The organism is Roseateles sp. P2_H4, assembly GCF_056403315.1.
Genome location: NZ_JBFUFR010000012.1, coordinates 128209 through 148687 on the forward strand (window position 1 = coordinate 128209; position 20479 = coordinate 148687).

The following is a 20479-nucleotide window of genomic DNA, read 5'->3' on the forward strand; positions in this document are numbered from 1 at the left end:
CCAGCTTGGGTAGGCCTGTCAAAGTCCTGGCCTACGGAACAGCTAGCCTTTGATGACGCAACAAGCGCGGCGCGCTTCGCCATCGACACCCAAAACTTTCGCCGTGCGGCAACTCGTGCCGTCGAGGCAGCTGCGATGGTGACGAGCCTCGACAGCAATGAACTAGGCTGGCCTACAGCCGTGCACGCCCAGCGTCTCGCCGCTACCGAGCGAGACGTTCTCGAGGTGAGGCTATTGGGCGCAAAGGAGCGGCACTGGCCAGACATCCAGACGCCCAGCAGCAGCCAAACGCCGCTTCGCTGCAGGTAGCTCAAGCTGCCAGCCATTCATGGTGGCAGGTTTCGAGGCAGCGCAATCGTCAACGCTGTTCGTCTATTGACCGACGTCAGCGTCACCGTGCCGCCGTGCGCCTTGACGATATGGCGCACGATGAACAAGCCAAGGCCCAGACTCGTCCGCTCACTCTCGACATCGCCGTGGGAGTCCCGCTGCAAAGGCTGAAACAACACTTCCACTCTCGCGGGCGAGATTGTTGGGCCGATGTTTTCAACGGAAAGCACCACCTCACCGTCGCTTCCCACGAGGCGGATCGCGATCGGCGCTCCTTGATCTCCGTATTTCGCTGCATTGGATATGAGGTTGCCGATGACCTGTTTCAGTCGAGCCGCATCCCATACCCCGTGGGTTGGGCCCACCTTTGTCAGGTCAATCGCATGCGCCGGCCAGATCGCGCGTTGGAGTTCGATCTCTTCTTCACAAACCTGTGCCAGATCGGTGCCGATTGGTGAAATCGGAATTCCAAGATCAAGCGAGGCGCGGCTGTAGTCCAGCAAATCGTCGAGCAACCGCTTCATCCGCTCACCACCGTTGATCAAGCGGGCTGTGAGTTTGTCGCCCGGAGATCCGTCGTTGAGCTTGGAAAGCAGCTGGGAAGTCAGCAGGATGGCATTCAGGGGGCCACGGAGGTCATGGCCAAGGACCCCGAGGAATACGCTGCGCCAACGCTCCGTCTCATGAGCGAAAAAATCGACGGACTCCGCAACGGCTTGATCAATCGCCTCGTTGAACCGGGTCATGTCATCGACGGTGTGAGATCCCGGCACGTGCGCATCCGCCCACAGCCGCAGCACGGTGGCGCGAAGGGCACGGTATTCAGCCACCAGCTGCTTCAAGGTAAATCCACCGCTGGCGCGCAGCAGCCCATGGGTTTCTGCTGCCGTCTCCGGGTCCTGCGCCGGGCGAACAGCTTCTCCACGCGACTTGGCGGACTGCTCACGCAGACTTTGGCTAGTTCCTAGATCACGCGCGACAGTTTGAAGGATTTGCTCCGCGTGGTCTCGCAGCGCACCCATGTCCAACCCGCCAGCCGCCGGCAACAAGGTTCTGGCAAAAAGCTCCCACTCGGAGAGGATTGCCTCCATGTTCGACTCGATGAACTCGGCTAAGCGCATGATTGAGCATACGCTTCGGGCCGACACCGCTGCGTGACAGGCCTAGCGACACTTCACCGAGTTCGCATTGTGGGCTGTGGTCTGGTTTCGTTGACTGGGGATTTGATGGCACTTGTGTGCAGGCCGAGCCCGAGCAATCCGGGAGGTCGGCAAGCCTGACGCTACCTGGCCGCGACGCGCCTCGAATGTTCATCGCTGCCAAGCACATCTGCAGGAAGATCGGCGCGTAGGCGTGCGCGTGCAAGCCCCAGAGGACCCACAGTACATTGCTGACGAGGAACAACCAAAACCCGGTTCCGCGCTTGCGTTCGCCAGAGGAGCCCACGAACCAAGCCGCCCAGATGGTCACCACCATCGCCGRCCATTGCACGGCATCGAACATCAGATCCATGGCGGCTCCTCAGGGCCAGCAGCCCGGAAACGGAAAGAGGCGGCCAGGCCGCCCCCGTTTAAAAGCGTGGTCGGTCAGCGATAGACGTGCTGGCCGTTCACACCCTTCCACTCCCGCTCGAAGTGCTCGGCATCCTCATCGCTCTTGGCGCGGACGCCGACGAGGATGCCACCGTTCTTGATGCCTTCTTCATAGTGCTTGACGCGCTCTTCCGGCATGTTCCAACCGACCAGGGCGCCGACCAGGCCGCCACTGGCGGCACCTGCACCTGCGCCGGCGATGGCTGCGGCAAGCGGGCCCGCGACCACCAGGCCAAGGCCCGGAATGGCAATGCTGGTGCCGATGGCCGCGACGGCGGCGGCGATGGCACCCAGCGTGCCGCCGATGGCGCCACCGATGCCAGCGCCTTCGGCGGCCTTGTTGCCGAGCTCCGTCTCGGTGCCGGCGGGCACGAAGTGTCGACTGCGGGTCTCGTCGGACATCACAACGTCGACGTCTTCATTGCCGTAGCCGCGAGCGCTGGTGGCGTTGTACGCAGCTTCGGCGCTCGTGCGGTCGGGGAACAGGCCAGTGACCAGGCGATTGCTTTCAGTGGTTGTCATGGGAACTCCAGAAGGTTGAGGGTGGATCAGTGGCGGTCGGGACGAGGAGCGAGCGTGGTGCCATCAGCGGCCGCCACCGTCGTCCCGTCGGCGTTGGTGGTTCGAGCCGTGGTGGTCTTGACCTTGTGGCCAGCCTGGCGCACCCGATCCGCTGCTGTGGGGCCGGTCTGAACGACGGTAGCCACGTCGGAACGTTGGATCGCCTTGTCGTTGGCGGCCTTCGCGGTTTCCGGCGTCACGCCAACGGCATTGGGCTGCGACGCGGCTACTGATGGCGTGGCCGTGGTCTGCGCGACCGCCGCGTACGAGGCGGCGGCAAGTGCCAGGGAAGCGGCAATACGTGCGGTGGTTTTCAAGGTTAGCCTCCGGTTGAAAGAGAGCTGCACTTTCGTGCTGGCGTGGGCCGATGGTCGTGGGCTGCAGCGATGTTCAGATGTAGGAGTCGGCTGGCGCCCGAAGAGCCAGCGGGCAGGAACCTCCTGGCAGATAGAAGAACCTGCCCCTAGTGATAGGGCTGTAACGGCGGTCGAGTCCTACACCTGCGAGGCGCCCGAACGATGCAACGTCAGTCCTGGTGCACCCACACTCAAGGATTTGCAGCATGACCACCGTTCCCCATCGCCCCATTGCCATCGTCACGGGCGCCTCGTCTGGTATCGGTCGCGAACTCGCCCACCTGCTGGCAAAGGACGGCTACGACCTATTCCTCGCCGCGGACCAGGGACCGTTGGAGGAAGTCGCCGCGCATATGCGCACCCACGGCGGACATGTCGAAGCATTGCAGGTCGACTTGGCTACCGCAGACGGTGTGGAACACCTTCTAGCAGCAGTTGGCGCCCGCCCGGTCGCCGTACTGATGGCCAATGCCGGCCACGGCCTGGGCCGCGGCGTGCTGGACCAAGATTTCAACGACATCCGTCACGTCATCAACACCAACATCACCGGCACAGTGGATCTGATCCAGCAAGTGGCGCGCGGCATGCGAGACCGGGGGCAAGGGCGCATCCTCGTGACGGGCTCCATCGCTGGGTTGATGCCCGGCTCGTTCCAGGCGGTCTACAACGCCACCAAGGCGTTCATCGACTCCTTCTGTTACGCGCTGCGCGACGAGCTCAAGGACACCGGCGTGACCGTCACTTGCCTCATGCCCGGGCCGACGGACACGCACTTCTTCGAACGCGCCGACATGACGGACACCAAGGTCGGCACCGACAAGAAGGCCGATCCGGCCGACGTCGCCAAGGCCGGCTACGAAGCGATGCTGGACGGCGAAAGCGACGTTGTCGCCGGATGGAAGAACAAGCTTCAAGCGATCCTGGCCAACGTGATGCCGGCCGAAGTCCTCGCGGCCCAGCATCGCAAGATGGCAGAGCCCGGGTCGGGCCAGTCCTGAAAATGGATTTCGCTGCATCAGAAAGTCTGACGTTCGGGCTCGAACTGGAGCTTGAGGTGATCGAGCCTGCCACCGGGCAGTTGTCGCCATCCAGCATGCCGATATGGCAGGAATTGCAAGCCAGCCCGTACGGCGCGCAGTTCGCCTTGGAAGCGACCCAGGCGACGATCGAATTGAATTCGTCCATTCACAAGGACGCGGAGTCCATGCGCCAGGAGGTGTTTGACCGTGTGAAACAGCTCCAGGATGTCGCGTGGTCACAGGGCATGGCGGTGTGCGGAGGCGGCACCCATGTCGCGCAGTTCTGGAACGAGCGTGTACTGACCCCGTCGGAGCGGGCCTACAAGCTGGACGACCGGTTTGGCTTCCTGCCCAAGCGCTTCTCGACTTACGGAATGCACGTGCACGTTGGTATGCCGGATCCCGAGAGCGCATTGCGAGTGGCGAACGTTTTCCAAGCCCACGCACCGCTGTTCATCGCAATGGCAGCCTCGTCGCCATTCCTTCAGCACGGCGACTCGGGCTATGCCGCCTGCCGCCCTCTTGAGACGCTGGTCTATCCCCATGGCGGCCCCATGCCGCACCTGGTGGATTGGCCACATTTCGAGTCGGTCGTGCAGGAGTTCTTCGACACCGGCATCGCCGACGCACTCAAGGACATCTACTGGGACGTTCGGCCCAAGCCCGAATTCGGGACTGTGGAAGTGCGGGTGTTCGATACCCCTCTGAGCGTGACCAAGGCAGTCAACTTGGCTGCTTGGACGCGCGCACTCGCCGGCCTCGTGCTGGGCGGCAAGCTCGACCTGCCGAGGCCCGGCCAGCACGTCACAGAAAGCAAGGTCAGCCGCTTTCTAGCTTGCCGCGATGGTCTGCAGGCAAGGCTGTTCGATCCGGTCAGCGGGCGGTGGTTGATCGCGCGCGACTGGGCGCTGGCGCTCTGCGAACAGATCGCGCGCTACCAGCCCACCGCGGGGGATACGCAGGCGCTCGAAGGGCTGGCTGCTGGCATACCCGACGAAGAGGACCACACACGCATGCGCAAGCTGTGGCAGGACCTTTCTCCGTCCGGCCGCTTGCCTAAGGGGTCGTCTCCAAGTGGTGAGACATTGGCTGCGTATTCCGCGAACCTGTGCGACATGCTTTTGGACGCGCGCTAGGCGTGGAACGCATCGGACGGTTCGTTGAGGCTGGTTAACGTCGGGCAGCGCGAACAGACGCTTGGCCAGGCCGGCGTTCCTTCGTTCGATCTGCCGGTTACAGAGGTGAAGCCGCCGGTCCGGGCTAGCGGCGCCCAATGACCGGTCTTCGTGGTTCCTGCGGCTCAAGCATCGGCCTGCGAACGTCGCAAACCAGCCTGGCCCCGTAGTTCGACCGATGTCCGCTATGGGCACTTTGCTGACAGCCCGCTCAGCAAACCGAGGGGCGGCAATCGCTGCAAAGCAGCAGCCCAGAAAAGCCAGCCGAAGCCTCCGACCCGGCCCGCCACCTCACTGCCCCGCGCTTCCCGGCGGACCCCGCTCTCACCCGACCTGGAACTCCACCCGGATCCACCGGGACAGCGGTTGCCCAGGACGCACGATGCAACCCTGCTCGCGCCAGACCGGATGGTTGGGCGCATCCGGGAAAAACTGCGGTTCCAGCGCGATGCCGGCGTGGCGCTCAAACGGCTGGCCATCGCGGCCGCGCGAGTTCTGCACGAAGTTGCCGCTGCAGACCTGCAGGCCGGGGTAGTCGGTGAAGAGTCGCATGGCCAGGCGTCCGTCGGTCGACGTCAGCCCGGCCGCAGCCAACTCGCCGCGCGCGGCGGCGTCGTGGAGCACGAAGCAGTGGTCATAGCCGCTGCCGAATCGCTGCTGCTCGCCCTGGCCCAGGCCGTCGCCGATGCGGCGTGGCTGGCGCAGGTCGAACGGCGTGCCGTCCACCGCGGCGACCTCACCGGTCGGGATCATGTCGGCCCTCACCGGCAGCATCTGCGCGGCGGCGACATGCAGGCGGTGGTCGAGCACCGGAGCCGTGCCGCCGTCGAGGTTGAAGTAGGGATGGCTGGTCAGGTTGACCGGGCATGGCGCCGTGGTGCAGGCGCCGAAGCGCAGCGTGACGGCTTGGTGCACCGGGTCGACGCGGTACTCGACGTCGACGCCGGCCGCACCCGGATAGCCCTGGTCGCCGTCCGGTGAATGCAGGGCCAGTCGCAGATGCAGGGGGCCCTGGTCGACGACGGTCCAGCTGCGGCGGTCGAAGCCCTCGGGGCCGCCGTGCAGCTGGTTGGCGCCTTCGTTCGGCACCAGGCGGTGTGTGCGTCCATCGATCGTGAAAGTCGAGCCACCGATGCGGTTGGCATAGCGACCGACTACGGCGCCGAAGAAGCCCGGCTCGCGCGCGTGATCCGCCAGCGTCGCGTGGCCCAGGATGGCCTCGCGCACGCTGCCGTCCGGCATGGGCACCAGACAGGACAGCCAGCGCGCGCCGTAGTTGCTGACTGCTATCTGCAGGCCGTCGGCCGTGCCGAGTCGGAAGACTTCGGCCTTCATTTCGGCAGGTAGTCGAAGCGTTCGAAGTCGGCCGTGCGAGCGCCGCCGCTGGTGTCGAAGGCCAGCATGCCGACAAAGGCGCCCGTGAAGCTGCCATGCTCGCCGCGGCCGCCTTCGTCGGAGATGACGCTGGCGTCCAGCACCGGGCCGACCTTCTGCCAGCCCAGGCCCCAGTCGGCATGGAACTGCAGAGCCGCGCCGTCGATGTCGGCGGCCAGTCGCACCGGGCCGATGGCGGGCAGCGGCACGGCCTCGGTCAGCGGGAACTGCAGCCGGTTGTCGGGCCAATCGCCAGGGCAGGACAGCAGGCTGAGCACGCGACCGACACCGTCCTGCCAGGTCACGACCAGGGCATGGAATTTGTGGCGGTTGTAGTAGTGGGTCAAGCCCGCCGCCTGCTGATAGGTATCGGGCGCGAAGCTGGCCACCACGGTCTCGGCGCGAAAGCTCGCATCCTCCTGGCGGCGCGCTACCAGGCTCTGCTCGAACCAGCTGCCGACCGACTCGCGGCCGGTCAGCCGCAACGCGCCGCCGGTGAGCCGGAACAGGCGCTCCGGCTCGGGTGTGCGCAGCCACTGGAATTCAGGCGGCAGCGTCGGGCAGTCGACAAAGCTGCGTCGGATGGCCTGCCGTGGCGCGGGCTCGACGTCGGCGACCGGCGCCGGCACATCGACTGCCGGCACCATGCCGCCGTGTTCGAGATAGAGCCAGTCGTCATCGCCCCACACGCATTTCTGGATGGCCGTCTCGCGGCCGCGCGGCGAGCGCCGCGTGCCAGCCAGAGGCCGGCCGCAGAGGTGGGCGAGATAGGTGCTGCCGTCAAGCAGTTCGACGACCTGGCCATGGCCGGCGCGCTGCAGCGACGCCTCGGGCGCGTCCTTGCTGCTGACGACATGTTGATTGGGATGCGTCTCGTAGGGCCCGAGCAGATGGCGCGAGCGCGCCATCGTCACCGCGTGGCTGTAGCCGGTGCCGCCTTCGGCCGTGACGAGGTAGTACCAGCCCTTGCGCTTGAAGAGATGCGGCCCCTCGACGAGGCCGAGGGCGGTGCCCTTGTAGATATTGGTGACGGGGCCGACGAGCTTGCCGCTGGCGGCATTCCATTCCTGCAGCAGGATGCCGTCGAAGGCCGGCGCCTTGGGCTGGCCCCCGATGGAGCCGGTGCGGTGGTTCCAGAGCATGTTGACGAAGTACTTGCGGCCATCGTCGTCGTGGAACAGCGAAGGGTCGAAGCCCGAAGAGTTCACATACACCGGGTCGCTCCACGGCCCCTCGATGCGGGGTGCCGTGACGATGTAGTTGTGCGCATCCTTGAAGTTGCCTTCGAAGCGCTTGACGTCGGTATAGACCAGCCAGAACTGGCCATCGGCGTACGACAGGCAGGGCGCCCACACGCCACACGAGTCGGGGTTGCCGCGCAGGTCGAGCTGGCTCTTGCGGTTCAGCGGGCGGCACGCCAGCGTCCAGTTGACGAGGTCGCGCGAATGGTGGATCTGCACGCCCGGGTACCACTCGAAGGTGGAGGTCGCGATGTAGAAGTCGTCGCCGACGCGGCAGAACGAAGGGTCCGGGTTGAAGCCGGGCAGCACGGGATTGCGGATCATGGGCGCAGCACTGAGGAGCGGGTCAACCCCTGCATCCAAGCAAAAAGATTGCGCTACCATAAATCAAAACAAAGTAATTCGCACTCAGGGCAAACCTTCCTGATTGCGTAACCATTCAAATGACAGGAAAGGCGCCCTTGCGCGCCCGACCCGGAGACATTCGGACATGAACTCGCTATGCATGGCCTGGCTGGCCGCGGTGGTGGTCACGGCATTCGGCGCCACGCCTGCGAGCGCCTGCGAGGCGCCTGTCTCCACCTGCTCCCGCGACCCCGGCCGTGGCCTGGCCCTGGTGAAGGCCGGCCAGCCGGCGGCCGTCTACGTGGACGCCGGAGCGGACCCGGCGCTCAAGCACGCCAGCCGCAATTTCGCGGCCGACCTGGGGCGTGTGTCGGGCCAGCCGGCGGCGCTGCTGAACCGCATTGGCGATGCGCGCGGCGAGGTCGTCGTCATCGCCGAGCTGGGTCGCAGCGCCGTGCTCGATGACCTCGTGGCCCGCCGCAGGCTGCTGCTCGACGACCTCAAGGGCCAGTGGGAGGCTTACCGCCAGGTCGTCGTCGAACAGCCCTGGCCAGGCGTTGCACGCGCCCTCGTGATTGCCGGCGCGGACCGGCGCGGCGCCGTCTTTGGCACCTATGACCTGTCTGCCCGCATCGGCGTCAGCCCCTGGGCCTGGTGGGCCGATGTGCCGGTGCAGAAGCAGGCCAATGTCTATCTCGCCGCCGGTACGCGCAGCGATCGGCCGGGCGTCAAGTACCGCGGCATCTTCATCAACGACGAGGCGCCGGCGCTCAGCACCTGGGCGCAGGCCAAGTTCGGTGGCGCCAACGCGGCCTTCTACGAACACGTGTTCGAGTTGATCCTGCGCCTGCGCGGCAACTACCTGTGGCCGGCGATGTGGCAGCCGCGTGCTTTCGGTGCCGACGACCCGAAGAACTTGGCCCTGGCCGACGAGATGGGTGTCGTCATGGGCACCTCCCATCACGAACCCATGATGCGGGCCCACGACGAGTGGGGGCGCTTCAAGGGCGGCCGCTGGGACTACGCCAAGAACCCCGACAAGCTGCGCGAGTTCTGGCGCGGGGGCGCCCAGCGCATGATGGGCCGGCCCGATGGCAAGGCCTTCGACAGCCTCGTCACCGTCGGCATGCGTGGCGACGGCGACGAAGCCATGAGCGAGGGCACGGCCATCGGCCTGCTCGAAGGCATCGTCAAGGACCAGCGCCAGATCCTGGCCGACGTGACGCGCCAGCCCGCCGACAGGACGCCGCAGATGTGGGCCCTCTACAAGGAGGTGCAGGACTACTACGACAAGGGCATGCAGGTGCCCGACGACGTGCTGCTGCTGTTCTGCGACGACAACTGGGGCCAGGTGCGCCGCCTGCCGACGCAGGACCTGCAGCGCCGCGGTGGCTACGGCGTCTACTACCACTTCGACTACGTCGGTGGGCCGCGCAACTACAAGTGGCTCAACACCAACCAGATCGAGAAGACCTGGCAGCAGATGAACCTGGCGCACGAGCGCGGCGCCGATGCGCTGTGGATCGTCAACGTCGGCGACATCAAGCCGATGGAGTTTCCGATCAGCTTCTTCCTCGACATGGCCTGGTCGCCCAAGGCCATGACGCCGGCGGCGTTGGCCACCTACCCGAAAGACTGGGCGGCGCAGACTTTCGGCGCGGCCAACGCGGCCGAGATCGGCGAGCTGGTCACGCGCTACAGCCAGTACGCGGCGCGGCGCAAGCCCGAGCTGATCGATGCGGGCAGCTTCCCGCTTGGCGGCGCTTCGGCCGACACGCTGGACGGCGGCGACTTTGGGCGGCGCGTCGCCGAGTGGACCGCTTTGGAGGCGCGAGTCGCCAGCATCAAGGCCGGGCTGCGGGCCGACCAGCTCGACGCCTACTTCCAGCTCGTCGAGCACCCGGTGCTGGCGATGGCCAACCTCTACCGCCTGCACTATGCGACGGCCTGGAACCGCAAGCTGGCCGCCGCCGGCGATGCGCGGGCCAATGTCTTCGCCGACCGCGCCGAGGCCGCCTTCGCGCGGGACCAGGCGATTGCCGACCAGTACCACGCCATTGCCGGCGGCAAATGGGCCGGCATGATGCTGCAGACCCATATCGGCTACACGAGCTGGCAGCAGCCGGACAAGAACGTCATGCCGGCCGTGAAGCGTGTGGCAGGTAGCGCCGATGCGACCGAGGTGCAGCGCCAGCTGGAACGTGCCACGGCCGCAGCCTCGAACGCGATCACGATCGAAGCGCCGCGCTTCAGCCGTGCCGTCAATGGCCAGGGCCTGACCTGGACGTTCATTCCCAACCTCGGCCAAAGCCTGGGCGCCGTGACGACGCTGCCGCAAGGCCGCGCGGCGACGACGCTGGGCGATGGCGTGCGGCTGGAATACGACGTCGACACCACCTACAGCGGCGACATGCTGCTGAGCCTGCACATGGTGCCGACGCTGGACACGCGCAACGCCGGCGGCATCCGCCTGGCCGTGGCCATCGACGACCTGGCGCCTCAGGAACTCAAGCTCGACCTGGTGCCCACGCCGGGTGCCGAGCTGAGCCGCCAGGAGAAGGACTGGGCCCGGGCCGTCAAGGACAACAGTTTTGTTCTCAGCGCGCGCTTCACCAGCCTGCAGCCCGGCCGCCATGTCATCAAGGTCTGGCGCCTGGATGACAACGCGGTGCTGCACAAGCTGGCGCTGGCACCGTTGGCCTCGGTCGCCGTCCCGCCGCGCGGTGCGGCCATCACCGGCAACTACCGCAACCTGCTGCGCGAGATCCGCCCGAACGTCAGCGAGGCCGACATCGACGCCAAGTTGGCCGGCTATTGGAAGTCGCTGTTCGAAGGTGATGCCGAGCACCGCGTCGTCTACCCCGCCGCCGCAACGCCCGACGGCCCGGCCGCCTATGTGCTGGACGTCAACAACGCCGATGTGCGCAGCGAGGGCATGTCCTACGGGATGATGATTGCCGTGCAGATGGGCCGCAAGGCCGAGTTCGACGCGCTGTGGAACTGGGCCGCGACGCATATGCGCTACCGCTCGGGCCCGCGCGCCGGCTATTTCCGCTGGCAATGCCAGCCCAAGGGCTGCGACAAGGACGCCGTGCCGGCCTCCGACGGCGAGGAGTACTTCGCGACCGCGCTGCTGATGGCTGCCAGCCGCTGGGGCAATGGCCAGGGCCTCTACGACTACAACGCCCAGGCCCAGGCCCTGCTCAGTACCATGCTGCACAAGGAGGCCCTGAACGGCGGTGTCGTGGCCGGCGTGCGGTCCATGTTTTCGCCCGACCGCGGCCAGGTCGTCTTCGTGCCGATTGGCGAGGCGGCCGACTTCAGCGATCCGTCCTATCACCTGCCGGCCTTCTACGAGATCTGGGCCCGCCGCGCCGCTAAGCCCGAGGACCGCAAGCGCTGGGCCGAGATCGCCGACATCAGCCGCGCCTATTTCTCCGTCGCGGCCCATCCCAAGACCGGCCTCACGCCCGACTACGCCGAGTTCGATGGCCGCCCGCACAAGCACGAGGGTCACGAGGACTTCCGCTATGACGCCTTCCGCACGGCGGTGAACTGGAGCGTCGACCAGGCCTGGTGGGACAAGAACCCGGAAGCTGCGGGCCTGAGCCGCCGGCTGCTGGGCTTCTTCGCGTCACAGGGTCAGGGCGGCAAGCCCTATCCCCATCTCTACACGCTGGACGGCAAGCCGCTGAACCCCGAAGCGTCCACGGGCCTGATGGCCAGCAATGCCGTCGCGTCCCTGCTCGTCGACAAGTCGCTGGCCGAGCGCTTCGTCAACGACCTGTGGGCGCTGGAGGCGCCCGGTGGCCAATGGCGCTACTACGACGGCCTGCTGCAGTTCATGGCCATGCTGCATGTGACGGGGCGGTTCCGGGCCTGGTGAGGACGGCGGCCGTCGCGCGAGAACAAATCTGGAGACACACATGAAGATGCTTTCCGCCACCTGCCTCGCCTGGGGCCTGGCATTCACGGGGCCGGCCACGGCCTCGCCGCAGAGTGACGCTGACGCCAAGGCCCGCCACATCGTGTCGCAGCTGACGCTCGACGAGAAGACGGAGCAGTTGCTCAACGGCGCGCCCGCCATCCCGCGCCTCAACATCCCGGCCTACAACTGGTGGACGGAGTCGCTGCATGGGGCCTTCGGTCCCGGCGCGACGACCAACTTTCCGCAGCCCGTCGGGCTGGCCGCCAGCTTCGACGATCGCCTGATGCTTGACGTCGCGGCCACCATCAGCACCGAGGTGCGGGCCGTCTACGCGCTGGGGCGCGGCAAGAACAACCCCAACCGCATCGGCGGCTCGCTGGACACCTGGTCGCCCAACATCAACATCTTCCGCGACCCACGCTGGGGGCGGGGCCAGGAGACCTATGGCGAGGACCCCTTCCTGACCGGTACGCTGGCCAAGGCCTTCGTGCGCGGCATGCAGGGGCCGGATGCCCAACGGCCCCAGGTGATCGCCAGCCCCAAGCACTTCGCGGTGCACAGCGGCCCGGAATCGACGCGCCACTCGGTGGACGTGTGGGTCTCGGCGCAGGACCTGGAGGACACCTATCTGCCGGCCTTCCGCGCGGCCATCGTCGACGCCCAGGCCGGCTCCATCATGTGTGCCTACAACCGTGTCAACGGCGAGCCGGCCTGTGCGAGCCAGAGCCTGCTGGTGAAGACCTTGCGGCAGGACTGGAAGTTCAGCGGCTATGTGGTGTCGGACTGCGATGCGGTGATCGATATCAGCGCCCACCACAAATACGCCGTCGACGCCGCCGCCGGGGCGGCCGCGGCGCTGAAGGCCGGCATGGACAACGAGTGCAATGGCGCCACGCTGTCGCACACGCCGGCCCTGGGCGAGCGCTACAAGCAGGCGCTGCAGCGGGGCTACCTCCGCGAAGCCGACATCGACAACGCGCTGGTGCGCCTGTTCTCGGCGCGGCTGCGCAATGGCGACCTGCCGGGCCTGGAGGAGCGCAGCTTCCCCGCGGCCGAGACCATCAACTCGGCGGGGCACCGCGCCCTGGCGCTGCGGGCCGCGGTCGAGAGCCTGGTGCTGCTGAAGAACGACGGCGTGCTGCCGCTGCCGGCCACGGCCCGCATCGCGGTGGTCGGCCCGCTGGCCGATGCGCGCCGCGTCATGCGCGGCAACTATTCGTCGGGCCAGACCGGGCCGACGCAGACGGTCTTCGAGGCCTTGAGCCAGCAGTTTTCGGCGGCCCAGGTCCAGCTCCTGCCCTTCGGCCCTTCCATCACCGACGGCGACCCGGTGCCGTCCAGCGCCTTCATCGCGCCCGACGGCAGCCCCGGGCTGCGCGCCAGCTACTTCAACCTGGAGGCCGGCTCTTCGAGGGAGAGGGGCAAGCGCCGCTTCCAGGCCAAGGCCTTTGCAAGCCACGGCGTGGCGCAGCTCGAATCTCACGCGCGGGACTTTGCCGAGGCAGGCGAGGTGACACGCGTCGTCTGGACCGGCTTCCTGGTCGCGCCCGAGAGCGGCAGCTACCGGCTCGGCGTGGCGGGCATCAAGGGTCAGCTGCGCATCGGCGGGCGCGACCTCAGCTTGGCGAAGCGCCCGACGCAATGGGCCGAGCCGGTCGCCCTGGCGCAGGTCGAGCTGAAAAAGGGCGAGCGCGTCGCGCTGCACTTCGAGGCCGAGTCGGGCGGCGGCGCGCCGCCCGGCATGGTCTGGAAGCGCGTTTCGCGCCAGCCGCTGGCGGAGCTGCGCGCGGGCGTGGCGAATGCCGACGTGGTCGTGGCCGTCGTGGGCCTGACCTCGGACCTTGAGGGCGAGGAGATGCCCGTGAAGATCGACGGCTTCCAGGGCGGTGACCGCACCAAGCTCGACCTGCCCGCCGACCAGCGTGCCTACCTGCAGGCCGCCGCCGCACTCGGCAAGCCGCTGGTGGTGCTGAACCTCAGCGGCAGCGCCATCGACCTGTCCTGGGCCAAGGCCCACGCGGCAGCCATCCTGCAAGCCTGGTATCCGGGCGAAGGCGGCGGCCAGGCCATCGCCCAGGTGCTGGGCGGTGCGGCCAACCCGGCCGGCCGCCTGCCGGTCAGCTTCTATCGCAGCGCGGCCGATCTGCCGGCCTTCGACGACTACCGCATGGCTGGCCGCACCTACCGCTTCTTCGGCGGCGAGCTGGTCTATCCCTTCGGCCATGGGCTGAGCTACTCGAGCTTCCGCTATGAGCCGCCTATCGTCGAGGTGCAGGAGGACGGCGCTGAGACCCGCCTGCTGGTGCGCACGGCCGTCACCAACACCAGCGCGCGCGACGGTGACGAGGTCGCCCAGCTCTATCTGCTGCCGCCGCGCTTCGAGGGTGGCCCGCGCCTGGCGCTGCGCGGTTTCCAGCGCCTGCACCTGAAGGCCGGTGAGCGGCGCGAGCTGAGCTACCGGCTGGATGCGCGCGACCTCAGCTTCGTGGACCGTGACGGCGTGCGCCAGCTCATGCCGGGCAGCTACCGCCTCAGCGTGGGCGGCGGCCAGCCCGGCACGGCTGCACCGTCGACGAGCGCCGAGTTCTCGCTCAAGCAACAGGTTCAGCTGCCGCGCTGAACGCCCCCAACGGAGTCACAGACCCATGCCATCGCTGCCTTCCGCCCTGCTGTCCCTGTCCTTCTCCCTGCTGCTGGCTGTCACGACCGGCGCACGCGCCCAGGACGGGCGCATCTACCCCCTGCAGGCGCCGTCCGAGCCCGAGGCCATCGTGCTCGGCACCGGCGGCGTCGACAAGCAGCCTGCCGCCGAAGGCTGGTTCCGCCAGTGGGGCGAGCCCATGGTGCGCAACGTCAGCACCGCCACGCTCACGCCCTTCCTGCCGGCGCCGGGAAAGGCCACGGGGACGGCCGTCATCGTGACGCCGGGCGGGGGCTTTCGCTGGCTGTCCATCAACAACGAGGGCTGGAAGGTGGCCAAGGCCCTGGCCGACCGGGGCGTGGCGGCCTTCGTGCTCAAGTACCGTCTGATTCCAACGCCGGACACGCTCCAGGGCCTGGAGGACTCGATGAACCGGATGTTCTCAGCCATCGGTACCGGCAGCACGCCGCCGCCGCTGAATCCCGACCTCTCCAACCAGCTCGCCGATGCCGAGGCCGCCTACGCCCTCATCCTGTCACGGGCCAAGGCCTGGGGTGTCGACCCCCGCCGGCTGGGCATGGTCGGCTTCTCGGCCGGCGCCGGCCTGACCATGCACGCCACCCTGCACTCCAAGACCATGAAGCTGGCCTTCATCGCCCCGATCTACGGCGGCATGGGCCCGGTCGATGTGCCCAAGGACGCGCCGCCGATGTTCAGCGCCATCGCCAGCGACGACTTCCTGTTCCGTGGCCAGTTCGGCGTCGTCAAGTCCTGGTTCGATGCCGGTCGGCCGGTCGAGTTCCATCTCTACCAGAACGGCGGCCATGGCTTCGGCCTGGGCTACCCGGGCAACACCGCCAATGGCTGGTTTCCGGTGTTCATGCACTGGTTGGATGTGAACGGYCTGCTCGCGGCCAAGGTCGCGCCGTAGCAGCGAAGCTCGGCTGGCGGCTGCCGCTCTCAGCGCCAGACCCATGGCGCTCATGCCGGCACGGCGGCCAGGGGCCGCTTGGGCAGGCGCGTGAACGCCAGGGCGCACAGGAAGGAACCCATGCCCATCGCAAAGGCGCCGATGAAGAGCCAGGAGTAGGTCGAGAACGAGTCGTAGATCAGCCCGCCCAGCACCGGCCCCAGCGCCATGCCGATGCTGCTGGCCATGGCGGTGCCGCCGATCACCGTGCCCATCATGCGCAGCGGGAAGTTGTCGCGGGCGATGACGGCGAACAGCGGCATCACGCCGGCATAGGTGAAACCGAACAGGGCAGCCACCGTGTAGAAGCTCTTCAGCTCGCGGGCATAGATGTAGCCGAGCACGACGATGGCCTGGGCCAGCAGAGCCAGCACCAGGGTGCGCGCCGCGCCGAAGCGGTCGCCCAGCAGGCCGAACACGAGGCGCCCGCCCATGCCGGCCAGGCCTTCCAGGCTGTAGATGGACACGGCGGCCATCAGCGGGATGCCACAGGTGACGGCATAGCTCACCGTGTGGAAGATCGGTCCCGAGTGGGTGGCGCAGGTCAGGAAGCTGGTCAGCACCAGGATCAGGAAGGGCGCCGAGCGCACCACCTGGGCGACAGAGGGGCCGGCCTCCTGGGGCGCATCGGGTGAGGCCGCAGCCAGGGCCAGCGCCGGCGGGCGGCGGATCAGCAGCGCGGCGGGCAGCATGAGGCCCGCCACCACGGCCGCGACGATCTGCAGCGTGCTGCGCCAGTCGTGGCCCTGCACCAGCCAGGCGACCAGTGGCGACATGGTCATCGGCGCCATGCCCATGCCTGCCGACACCAGGGACACGGCCAGGCTGCGGTGGGTGTCGAACCAGCCGGTGACGCAGGCCATCAGCGGCGCAAAGATGGCCGCCGCGCTGAGGCCGACGACGGCGCCGAAGCAGACCTGGAAGGCCAGCAGCGAGGTGGCGAGGCTGGACAGCGTCAGGCCGGCGATCAGCAGCAGCGTGCCCACCACCACCACCGGGCGCGGCCCGGTGCGGTCGGACAGGGCACCCCAGAACATGCTGCCAGCGGCCATGGCCACGAAGGCGACGGTCATGGCCGTGGAGATGCCGGTGGTGGACCAGCCCGTGTCCAGGGCGATGGGCCGCAGCAGCACCGGCAGCGAAAAGAGGGCGCCGATGGCGACGCAGCCGAGCAGGCCGCCGGCGGCGACGATGACCCAGCGGTAGTGCTCGCGCAGGGGAGTTGTCCAGGAGGGCATGGCCGGTCCTTTCTTCAGGAAACTGAATGGGTGCAGCCCTCTCCGGGGCCGTCGATCTGGCGCAATTCGCACACGAGGTCCCAACCGGTGCCGTGCAGGCGCAGGAAACGCTGGGTCAGCTCGAATGCCTCGGCACGGGACGGCGCCTCGAAGATGGCGTAGCCGGCGATGACCTCCTTGGTCTCGGTGAAGGGGCCGTCCACCACCGAGAGCTGGCCGTCGCGGTGCAGGCGCACGCGCACGCCTTCCGAGCTGGGCCGCAGCCCGGCGGTGCTGACGAGCTGCCCCGAGCGGGTCAGCTCGTCGATCAACTGGCCCATGTCGGCCATCAACTGCTCGGTGGGGCCTTGGCCCGTGGTTTCGTCGGCGCGGATCATCGAAAGGAATCGCATGGTCGGGTCTCCCGGGTCACGGTGCGGCGGAGCGATGGCGCCGCCTCACCCCACGACGAACGACGCCCCGCCAAATCGACAAGCCCGGTTTTTGATGGCCCTCGCTTGCCCAATGCCCGAACTTGATGCACGATTGCGTCTGATTTGACAGCGTTGTCATTGGGTCTGATGAAAAGCCAAGCTAACTCCTCTCATGCCGCCACCCTGCGCATGGTGGCCGACGCCTCCGGGGTGTCGACGACGACGGCCTCGCGCGTGATCAACAACGCGCCGCATGTGAAGCCCGAGAAGCGCGAGGCCGTGCTGGCGGCCATCGCGCGGCTGGGTTTTGTGCCCAACACCATCGCGCGGGCGCTGGCCGACGGTCGCTCGCGCACCATCGGCATCGTCGTGCAGCACTTCGAGAGCCCCTGCTATGCCTGGACGCTGCGCGGCGTCGAGGAGGCCTTGTCCAAGGCCGGCTATGGCCTGGTCGTGGCCAGCGGGCATTGGGACCGGCGCGAGGAGGAGCGCTGCGTGCAGTCGCTGAAGGCGCGCCGCGTGGACGGCATCATCGTGCTGACCGGCATGCTGGACGACCACTTCCTGACCGAGCTGGCCCAGGACCTGCCCGTCGTGGCGACCGGCCGGGATCTGAAGGCGCCGGGCCTGCACTGCCTGCACTCCAACGACTTCGAGGGCGCCCGCGCCGCGACACGGCATCTGATCCAGCGCGGCCACCGCCGCATCGCCCACATCACCGGCGACCCCAGCCATCCGGATGCGGTCGAGCGCGAGCAGGGCTACCGCGCCGCGCTGGAGGAGGCCGGCATCGCGCTGGACCGGGCCCTGGTGGTGCGTGGCAACTACCAGGAACCCAGCGGCGAGCGTGGCGCGGAAGACCTGCTGCGCCGCAGTGTCGAGTTCACGGCCCTGTTCGCCGCCAACGACCAGATGGCGACCGGTGCCGCCCAGGCCCTGTACCGCCATGGCCTGCGCATTCCCGAGGATGTGTCGGTCGTCGGCTTCGACGACGTGCTGGCCGCGGCCCATGCCTGCCCGCCGCGCACGACGGTCAATCTGTCGCCGGCCGAACTGGGCCGCCGCGCGGCCGCGGCCATGCTGGACCTGCTGGCCCACAAGCGGCCGCGGGCCGTGGCGCCCGAGCCCGAGCTGGTGGTGAGGCTGTCAACGCGCTTTGTCTGAGGCGCTGCGGCCCTGCTGCGCGAGGTGGGCCTGCAAGGCCTCGCTCAGGCGCCGGGGGTTGTGCGCCAGGCTGCCCAGGGGGATGCTCAGATCGCCGCCACTGAAGAGGCGGCGCCAGAACCTCGCGCGCACCACCTCGCCGTCGGGCAGGCGGGCTCCGGGAAGCAGCACCAGCACCAGCGCACCTCCCTTGTAAAGCTCCACGTTGGCGGACGCGATGACGCGCCAGGGCAGGTGGGTGTTGAGGTGGAAGTTGTCGGTGATGCCGCGCGCATCGACGACCAGGGCCGGGCCTGTTTGACGCAGCGCTTTCCAGGCCGGAACGGCCAGGCTGGCCGCCAGGGCCAGGCAGGTCAGCGCACCTAGCAGACCCATCGCCCAACCCAGCTTCGGGCCCAGCAGCTGCGGCAGCCACAGCAAGGAATACAGGCCGCTGAATGCCATGACGAAGGCAAAGGGCAGTGAGAACACGGCCGTCCAGCGGCGGCGTTCCAAGGAGAGGGTGGGCGGCTGGGGCTGTGGGGATGGCGGACGCATGGCTGTGGCGCAGTTTGCCGGACGCCCGAGCCGGCGAACCCGGTACTTGCTCGCATGCTGCGCCGCACAAATCCTTTGACAGCACAGCCGGGCCCTGCCTAGAGTTGCCCGACCTAACGGGAGCACAAGATGGACTGGTTGAAACAAGTCAGGATAGGCCCGCGTCTGGGTCTGGCCTTTGGTGTCGTGCTGTGCCTGCTGGCCGCCGTGGCCCTGCTGGGACGGGCCAGCCTGGCCCAGGTGGCTGCGGGCCTGGAGACGGTCTATGAAGACCGCACCGTGCCGCTGGCCCAGCTCGGTGACATCAGCCGGCTGACGATACGCAACCGCTTCCTGCTCGCCGACATGATGCTGAAGGCCGAGCCCGTGGTCATCGAGAAACACACGCAGGAGATGGCGGCCAACATCAAGTCCATCGACGAGCTGCTCAAGCAATACCTGGCGACCAAGCTGACCCCTGAGGAAAAGCAGCTGGCCGACCGCTTCGTCGCCGCGCGCAGCAGCTATGCCCAGCAAGGCCTGGCGCCGGCGCGCGCCGCCCTGCTCAAGGGCGAGATGGAGGCCGCACGGGCCCTTTACGACGGCAAGGTGGCCGAGATGGCGCCGCAGGTGGCCGACACCCTGGGCGAGCTGCAGCGCCTGCAGGTGCGCGTGGCCAAGGAGGAGTACGACGCAGCCCAGGCCATCCAGCATCGCGCCGAATGGATCACGCTGTTGGCCGCCGTGTTCGCCGTCGCCATGGGTGCGGTGCTGGCCTGGCTGATCACGCGCTCCATCACGCAGCCGGTCGCCGTCGCCGTGCAACTGGCCGAAGCCGTCTCGGCGGGTGACCTGCGCCAGAGCATCACGGTGCGCGGCCAGGACGAGGTGGCGCAACTGCTGCGCGCGCTGGCGGCGATGAACGACAACCTGGCGCGGATCGTCAGCCAGGTGCGGCACAGCTCGGACTCGATTGCCACCGGCTCGTCCGAGATCGCCACCGGCAACGCCGACCTGTCGCAGCGCACCGAGGAGCAGGCGGCCAACCTGCAGCAGACGGCCGCGTCGATGGAGGAGATGAGTGCGACGGTCAAGCAGAACGCCGACATCGCGCGCACCGCCACCCAGCTCGCCAGCAGCGCCAGCGGCGTCGCGTCCAAGGGCGGCGAGGTGGTGGGCCGTGTCGTCAGCACCATGGACGAGATCACGACCAGCTCGCGCAAGATCGTCGACATCATCGCGACCATCGATGGCATCGCCTTCCAGACCAACATCCTGGCGCTGAACGCGGCGGTGGAAGCCGCGCGCGCCGGCGAGCAGGGGCGCGGCTTCGCGGTCGTGGCCGGCGAGGTGCGCGTACTGGCCCAGCGCTCGGCCGAGGCCGCCAAGGAGATCAAGAGCCTGATCAGCCAGAGCGTCGAGAGGGTCGACGCGGGCTCCCAACTGGTGGCCGAGGCCGGCAGCACCATGGGCGAGATCGTCGCCCATGTGAAGCGCGTGGCCGACCTGATCGGCGAGATCGACGCGGCCAGCGGCGAACAGGCCAAGGGCATCAACCAGGTCAGCGAAGCCGTCAACCAGCTCGACCAGGTCACGCAGCAGAACGCCGCCCTGGT

The 20479-nt window shown here is 67.8% G+C and carries 15 protein-coding genes; 7 read left to right on the plus strand and 8 right to left on the minus strand.

Translation table 11 applies throughout. The annotated features are described in order from the left end of the window. Positions 1-326: 326 nt before the first annotated feature. The 3 genes from AC1DW3_RS11500 to AC1DW3_RS11510 form a co-directional block, all read right to left on the minus strand. Complete coding sequence (locus AC1DW3_RS11500; protein ID WP_477931441.1) at positions 327-1421, minus strand: ATP-binding protein; 1095 nt, start codon at positions 1419-1421, stop codon at positions 327-329. Between the two features lie 495 nt (positions 1422-1916). Continuing rightward, entirely contained in the window at positions 1917-2444 is a 528-nt protein-coding gene (locus AC1DW3_RS11505; protein ID WP_477931442.1) for a hypothetical protein, read from the minus strand. A 26-nt stretch (positions 2445-2470) separates the two neighbouring features. Continuing rightward, positions 2471-2800: a hypothetical protein gene (locus AC1DW3_RS11510; RefSeq protein ID WP_477931443.1), complete on the minus strand. Its 330-nt coding sequence runs from the start codon at positions 2798-2800 to the stop codon at positions 2471-2473. Between the two features lie 245 nt (positions 2801-3045). Here AC1DW3_RS11510 and AC1DW3_RS11515 point away from each other — a divergent pair, with 245 nt between their 5' ends. Both AC1DW3_RS11515 and AC1DW3_RS11520 read left to right on the plus strand, forming a co-directional pair. After that, a complete protein-coding gene (locus AC1DW3_RS11515; RefSeq protein WP_477931444.1) occupies positions 3046-3837 on the plus strand; it encodes an SDR family NAD(P)-dependent oxidoreductase in 792 nt (263 codons plus the stop codon). 2 nt (positions 3838-3839) lie between these two features. Further along, positions 3840-4994: a YbdK family carboxylate-amine ligase gene (locus AC1DW3_RS11520; RefSeq protein ID WP_477931445.1), complete on the plus strand. Its 1155-nt coding sequence runs from the start codon at positions 3840-3842 to the stop codon at positions 4992-4994. A 363-nt stretch (positions 4995-5357) separates the two neighbouring features. On the opposite strand, the gene AC1DW3_RS11525 is transcribed toward AC1DW3_RS11520, so the two are convergent. Next, the gene (locus tag AC1DW3_RS11525) at positions 5358-6368 is read right to left on the minus strand and encodes an aldose epimerase family protein (protein WP_477931446.1); all 1011 of its coding nucleotides are present in this window, start codon (positions 6366-6368) and stop codon (positions 5358-5360) included. Further along, positions 6365-7972 carry a glycoside hydrolase family 43 protein gene (locus AC1DW3_RS11530; protein ID WP_477931447.1) on the minus strand — a complete coding sequence of 536 codons (1608 nt, stop codon included), beginning with the start codon at positions 7970-7972 and terminating at the stop codon, positions 6365-6367. Before AC1DW3_RS11530 ends, AC1DW3_RS11525 begins: the two co-directional genes overlap by 4 nt. A gap of 166 nt (positions 7973-8138) precedes the next feature. On the opposite strand from AC1DW3_RS11530, the gene AC1DW3_RS11535 reads away from it, so the two are divergent. From AC1DW3_RS11535 to AC1DW3_RS11545, 3 genes are read left to right on the plus strand one after another with little or no spacing between them, the layout of a single operon-like run. Continuing rightward, complete coding sequence (locus AC1DW3_RS11535) at positions 8139-11879, plus strand: glycosyl hydrolase family 8 (protein WP_477931448.1); 3741 nt, start codon at positions 8139-8141, stop codon at positions 11877-11879. A 40-nt stretch (positions 11880-11919) separates the two neighbouring features. After that, a complete protein-coding gene (locus AC1DW3_RS11540; protein ID WP_477931449.1) occupies positions 11920-14541 on the plus strand; it encodes a glycoside hydrolase family 3 C-terminal domain-containing protein in 2622 nt (873 codons plus the stop codon). Positions 14542-14566: 25 nt separating this feature from the next. Then, positions 14567-15493, plus strand: coding sequence for an alpha/beta hydrolase (locus tag AC1DW3_RS11545; protein WP_477931450.1), 927 nt, complete (start codon positions 14567-14569; stop codon positions 15491-15493). 50 nt (positions 15494-15543) lie between these two features. On the opposite strand, the gene AC1DW3_RS11550 is transcribed toward AC1DW3_RS11545, so the two are convergent. After that, on the minus strand, positions 15544-16770 hold the full coding sequence (locus tag AC1DW3_RS11550; protein ID WP_477931451.1) for an MFS transporter: 1227 nt from the start codon (positions 16768-16770) through the stop codon (positions 15544-15546). 14 nt (positions 16771-16784) lie between these two features. Then, a complete protein-coding gene (locus AC1DW3_RS11555) occupies positions 16785-17162 on the minus strand; it encodes a YciI family protein (RefSeq protein WP_457324161.1) in 378 nt (125 codons plus the stop codon). A 168-nt stretch (positions 17163-17330) separates the two neighbouring features. Between AC1DW3_RS11555 and AC1DW3_RS11560 the strand changes: the two genes are divergently transcribed. After that, a complete protein-coding gene (locus AC1DW3_RS11560; protein WP_477931452.1) occupies positions 17331-18347 on the plus strand; it encodes a LacI family DNA-binding transcriptional regulator in 1017 nt (338 codons plus the stop codon). Here the strand turns inward: AC1DW3_RS11560 and AC1DW3_RS11565 are convergent. After that, positions 18330-18842 carry a hypothetical protein gene (locus tag AC1DW3_RS11565; protein WP_477931453.1) on the minus strand — a complete coding sequence of 171 codons (513 nt, stop codon included), beginning with the start codon at positions 18840-18842 and terminating at the stop codon, positions 18330-18332. The genes AC1DW3_RS11560 and AC1DW3_RS11565 overlap by 18 nt on opposite strands. 171 nt (positions 18843-19013) lie before the next feature. On the opposite strand from AC1DW3_RS11565, the gene AC1DW3_RS11570 reads away from it, so the two are divergent. Then, positions 19014-20479: methyl-accepting chemotaxis protein (locus AC1DW3_RS11570; protein ID WP_477931454.1), on the plus strand; the 1466-nt coding region annotated here is incomplete at its 3' end.

What these genes read in the sequence shown, in the direction of transcription:
- AC1DW3_RS11500 (WP_477931441.1), bottom strand. Translation starts at nt 1,421, where the DNA reads ATGGAGGCAATCCTCTCCGAGTGGGAGCTTTTTGCCAGAACCTTGTTG.
- AC1DW3_RS11505 (WP_477931442.1), bottom strand. Translation starts at nt 2,444, where the DNA reads ATGACAACCACTGAAAGCAATCGCCTGGTCACTGGCCTGTTCCCCGAC.
- AC1DW3_RS11515 (WP_477931444.1), top strand. Translation starts at nt 3,046, where the DNA reads ATGACCACCGTTCCCCATCGCCCCATTGCCATCGTCACGGGCGCCTCG.
- AC1DW3_RS11520 (WP_477931445.1), top strand. Translation starts at nt 3,840, where the DNA reads ATGGATTTCGCTGCATCAGAAAGTCTGACGTTCGGGCTCGAACTGGAG.
- AC1DW3_RS11525 (WP_477931446.1), bottom strand. Translation starts at nt 6,368, where the DNA reads ATGAAGGCCGAAGTCTTCCGACTCGGCACGGCCGACGGCCTGCAGATA.
- AC1DW3_RS11530 (WP_477931447.1), bottom strand. Translation starts at nt 7,972, where the DNA reads ATGATCCGCAATCCCGTGCTGCCCGGCTTCAACCCGGACCCTTCGTTC.
- AC1DW3_RS11535 (WP_477931448.1), top strand. Translation starts at nt 8,139, where the DNA reads ATGAACTCGCTATGCATGGCCTGGCTGGCCGCGGTGGTGGTCACGGCA.
- AC1DW3_RS11540 (WP_477931449.1), top strand. Translation starts at nt 11,920, where the DNA reads ATGAAGATGCTTTCCGCCACCTGCCTCGCCTGGGGCCTGGCATTCACG.
- AC1DW3_RS11550 (WP_477931451.1), bottom strand. Translation starts at nt 16,770, where the DNA reads ATGCCCTCCTGGACAACTCCCCTGCGCGAGCACTACCGCTGGGTCATC.
- AC1DW3_RS11555 (WP_457324161.1), bottom strand. Translation starts at nt 17,162, where the DNA reads ATGCGATTCCTTTCGATGATCCGCGCCGACGAAACCACGGGCCAAGGC.
- AC1DW3_RS11560 (WP_477931452.1), top strand. Translation starts at nt 17,331, where the DNA reads ATGAAAAGCCAAGCTAACTCCTCTCATGCCGCCACCCTGCGCATGGTG.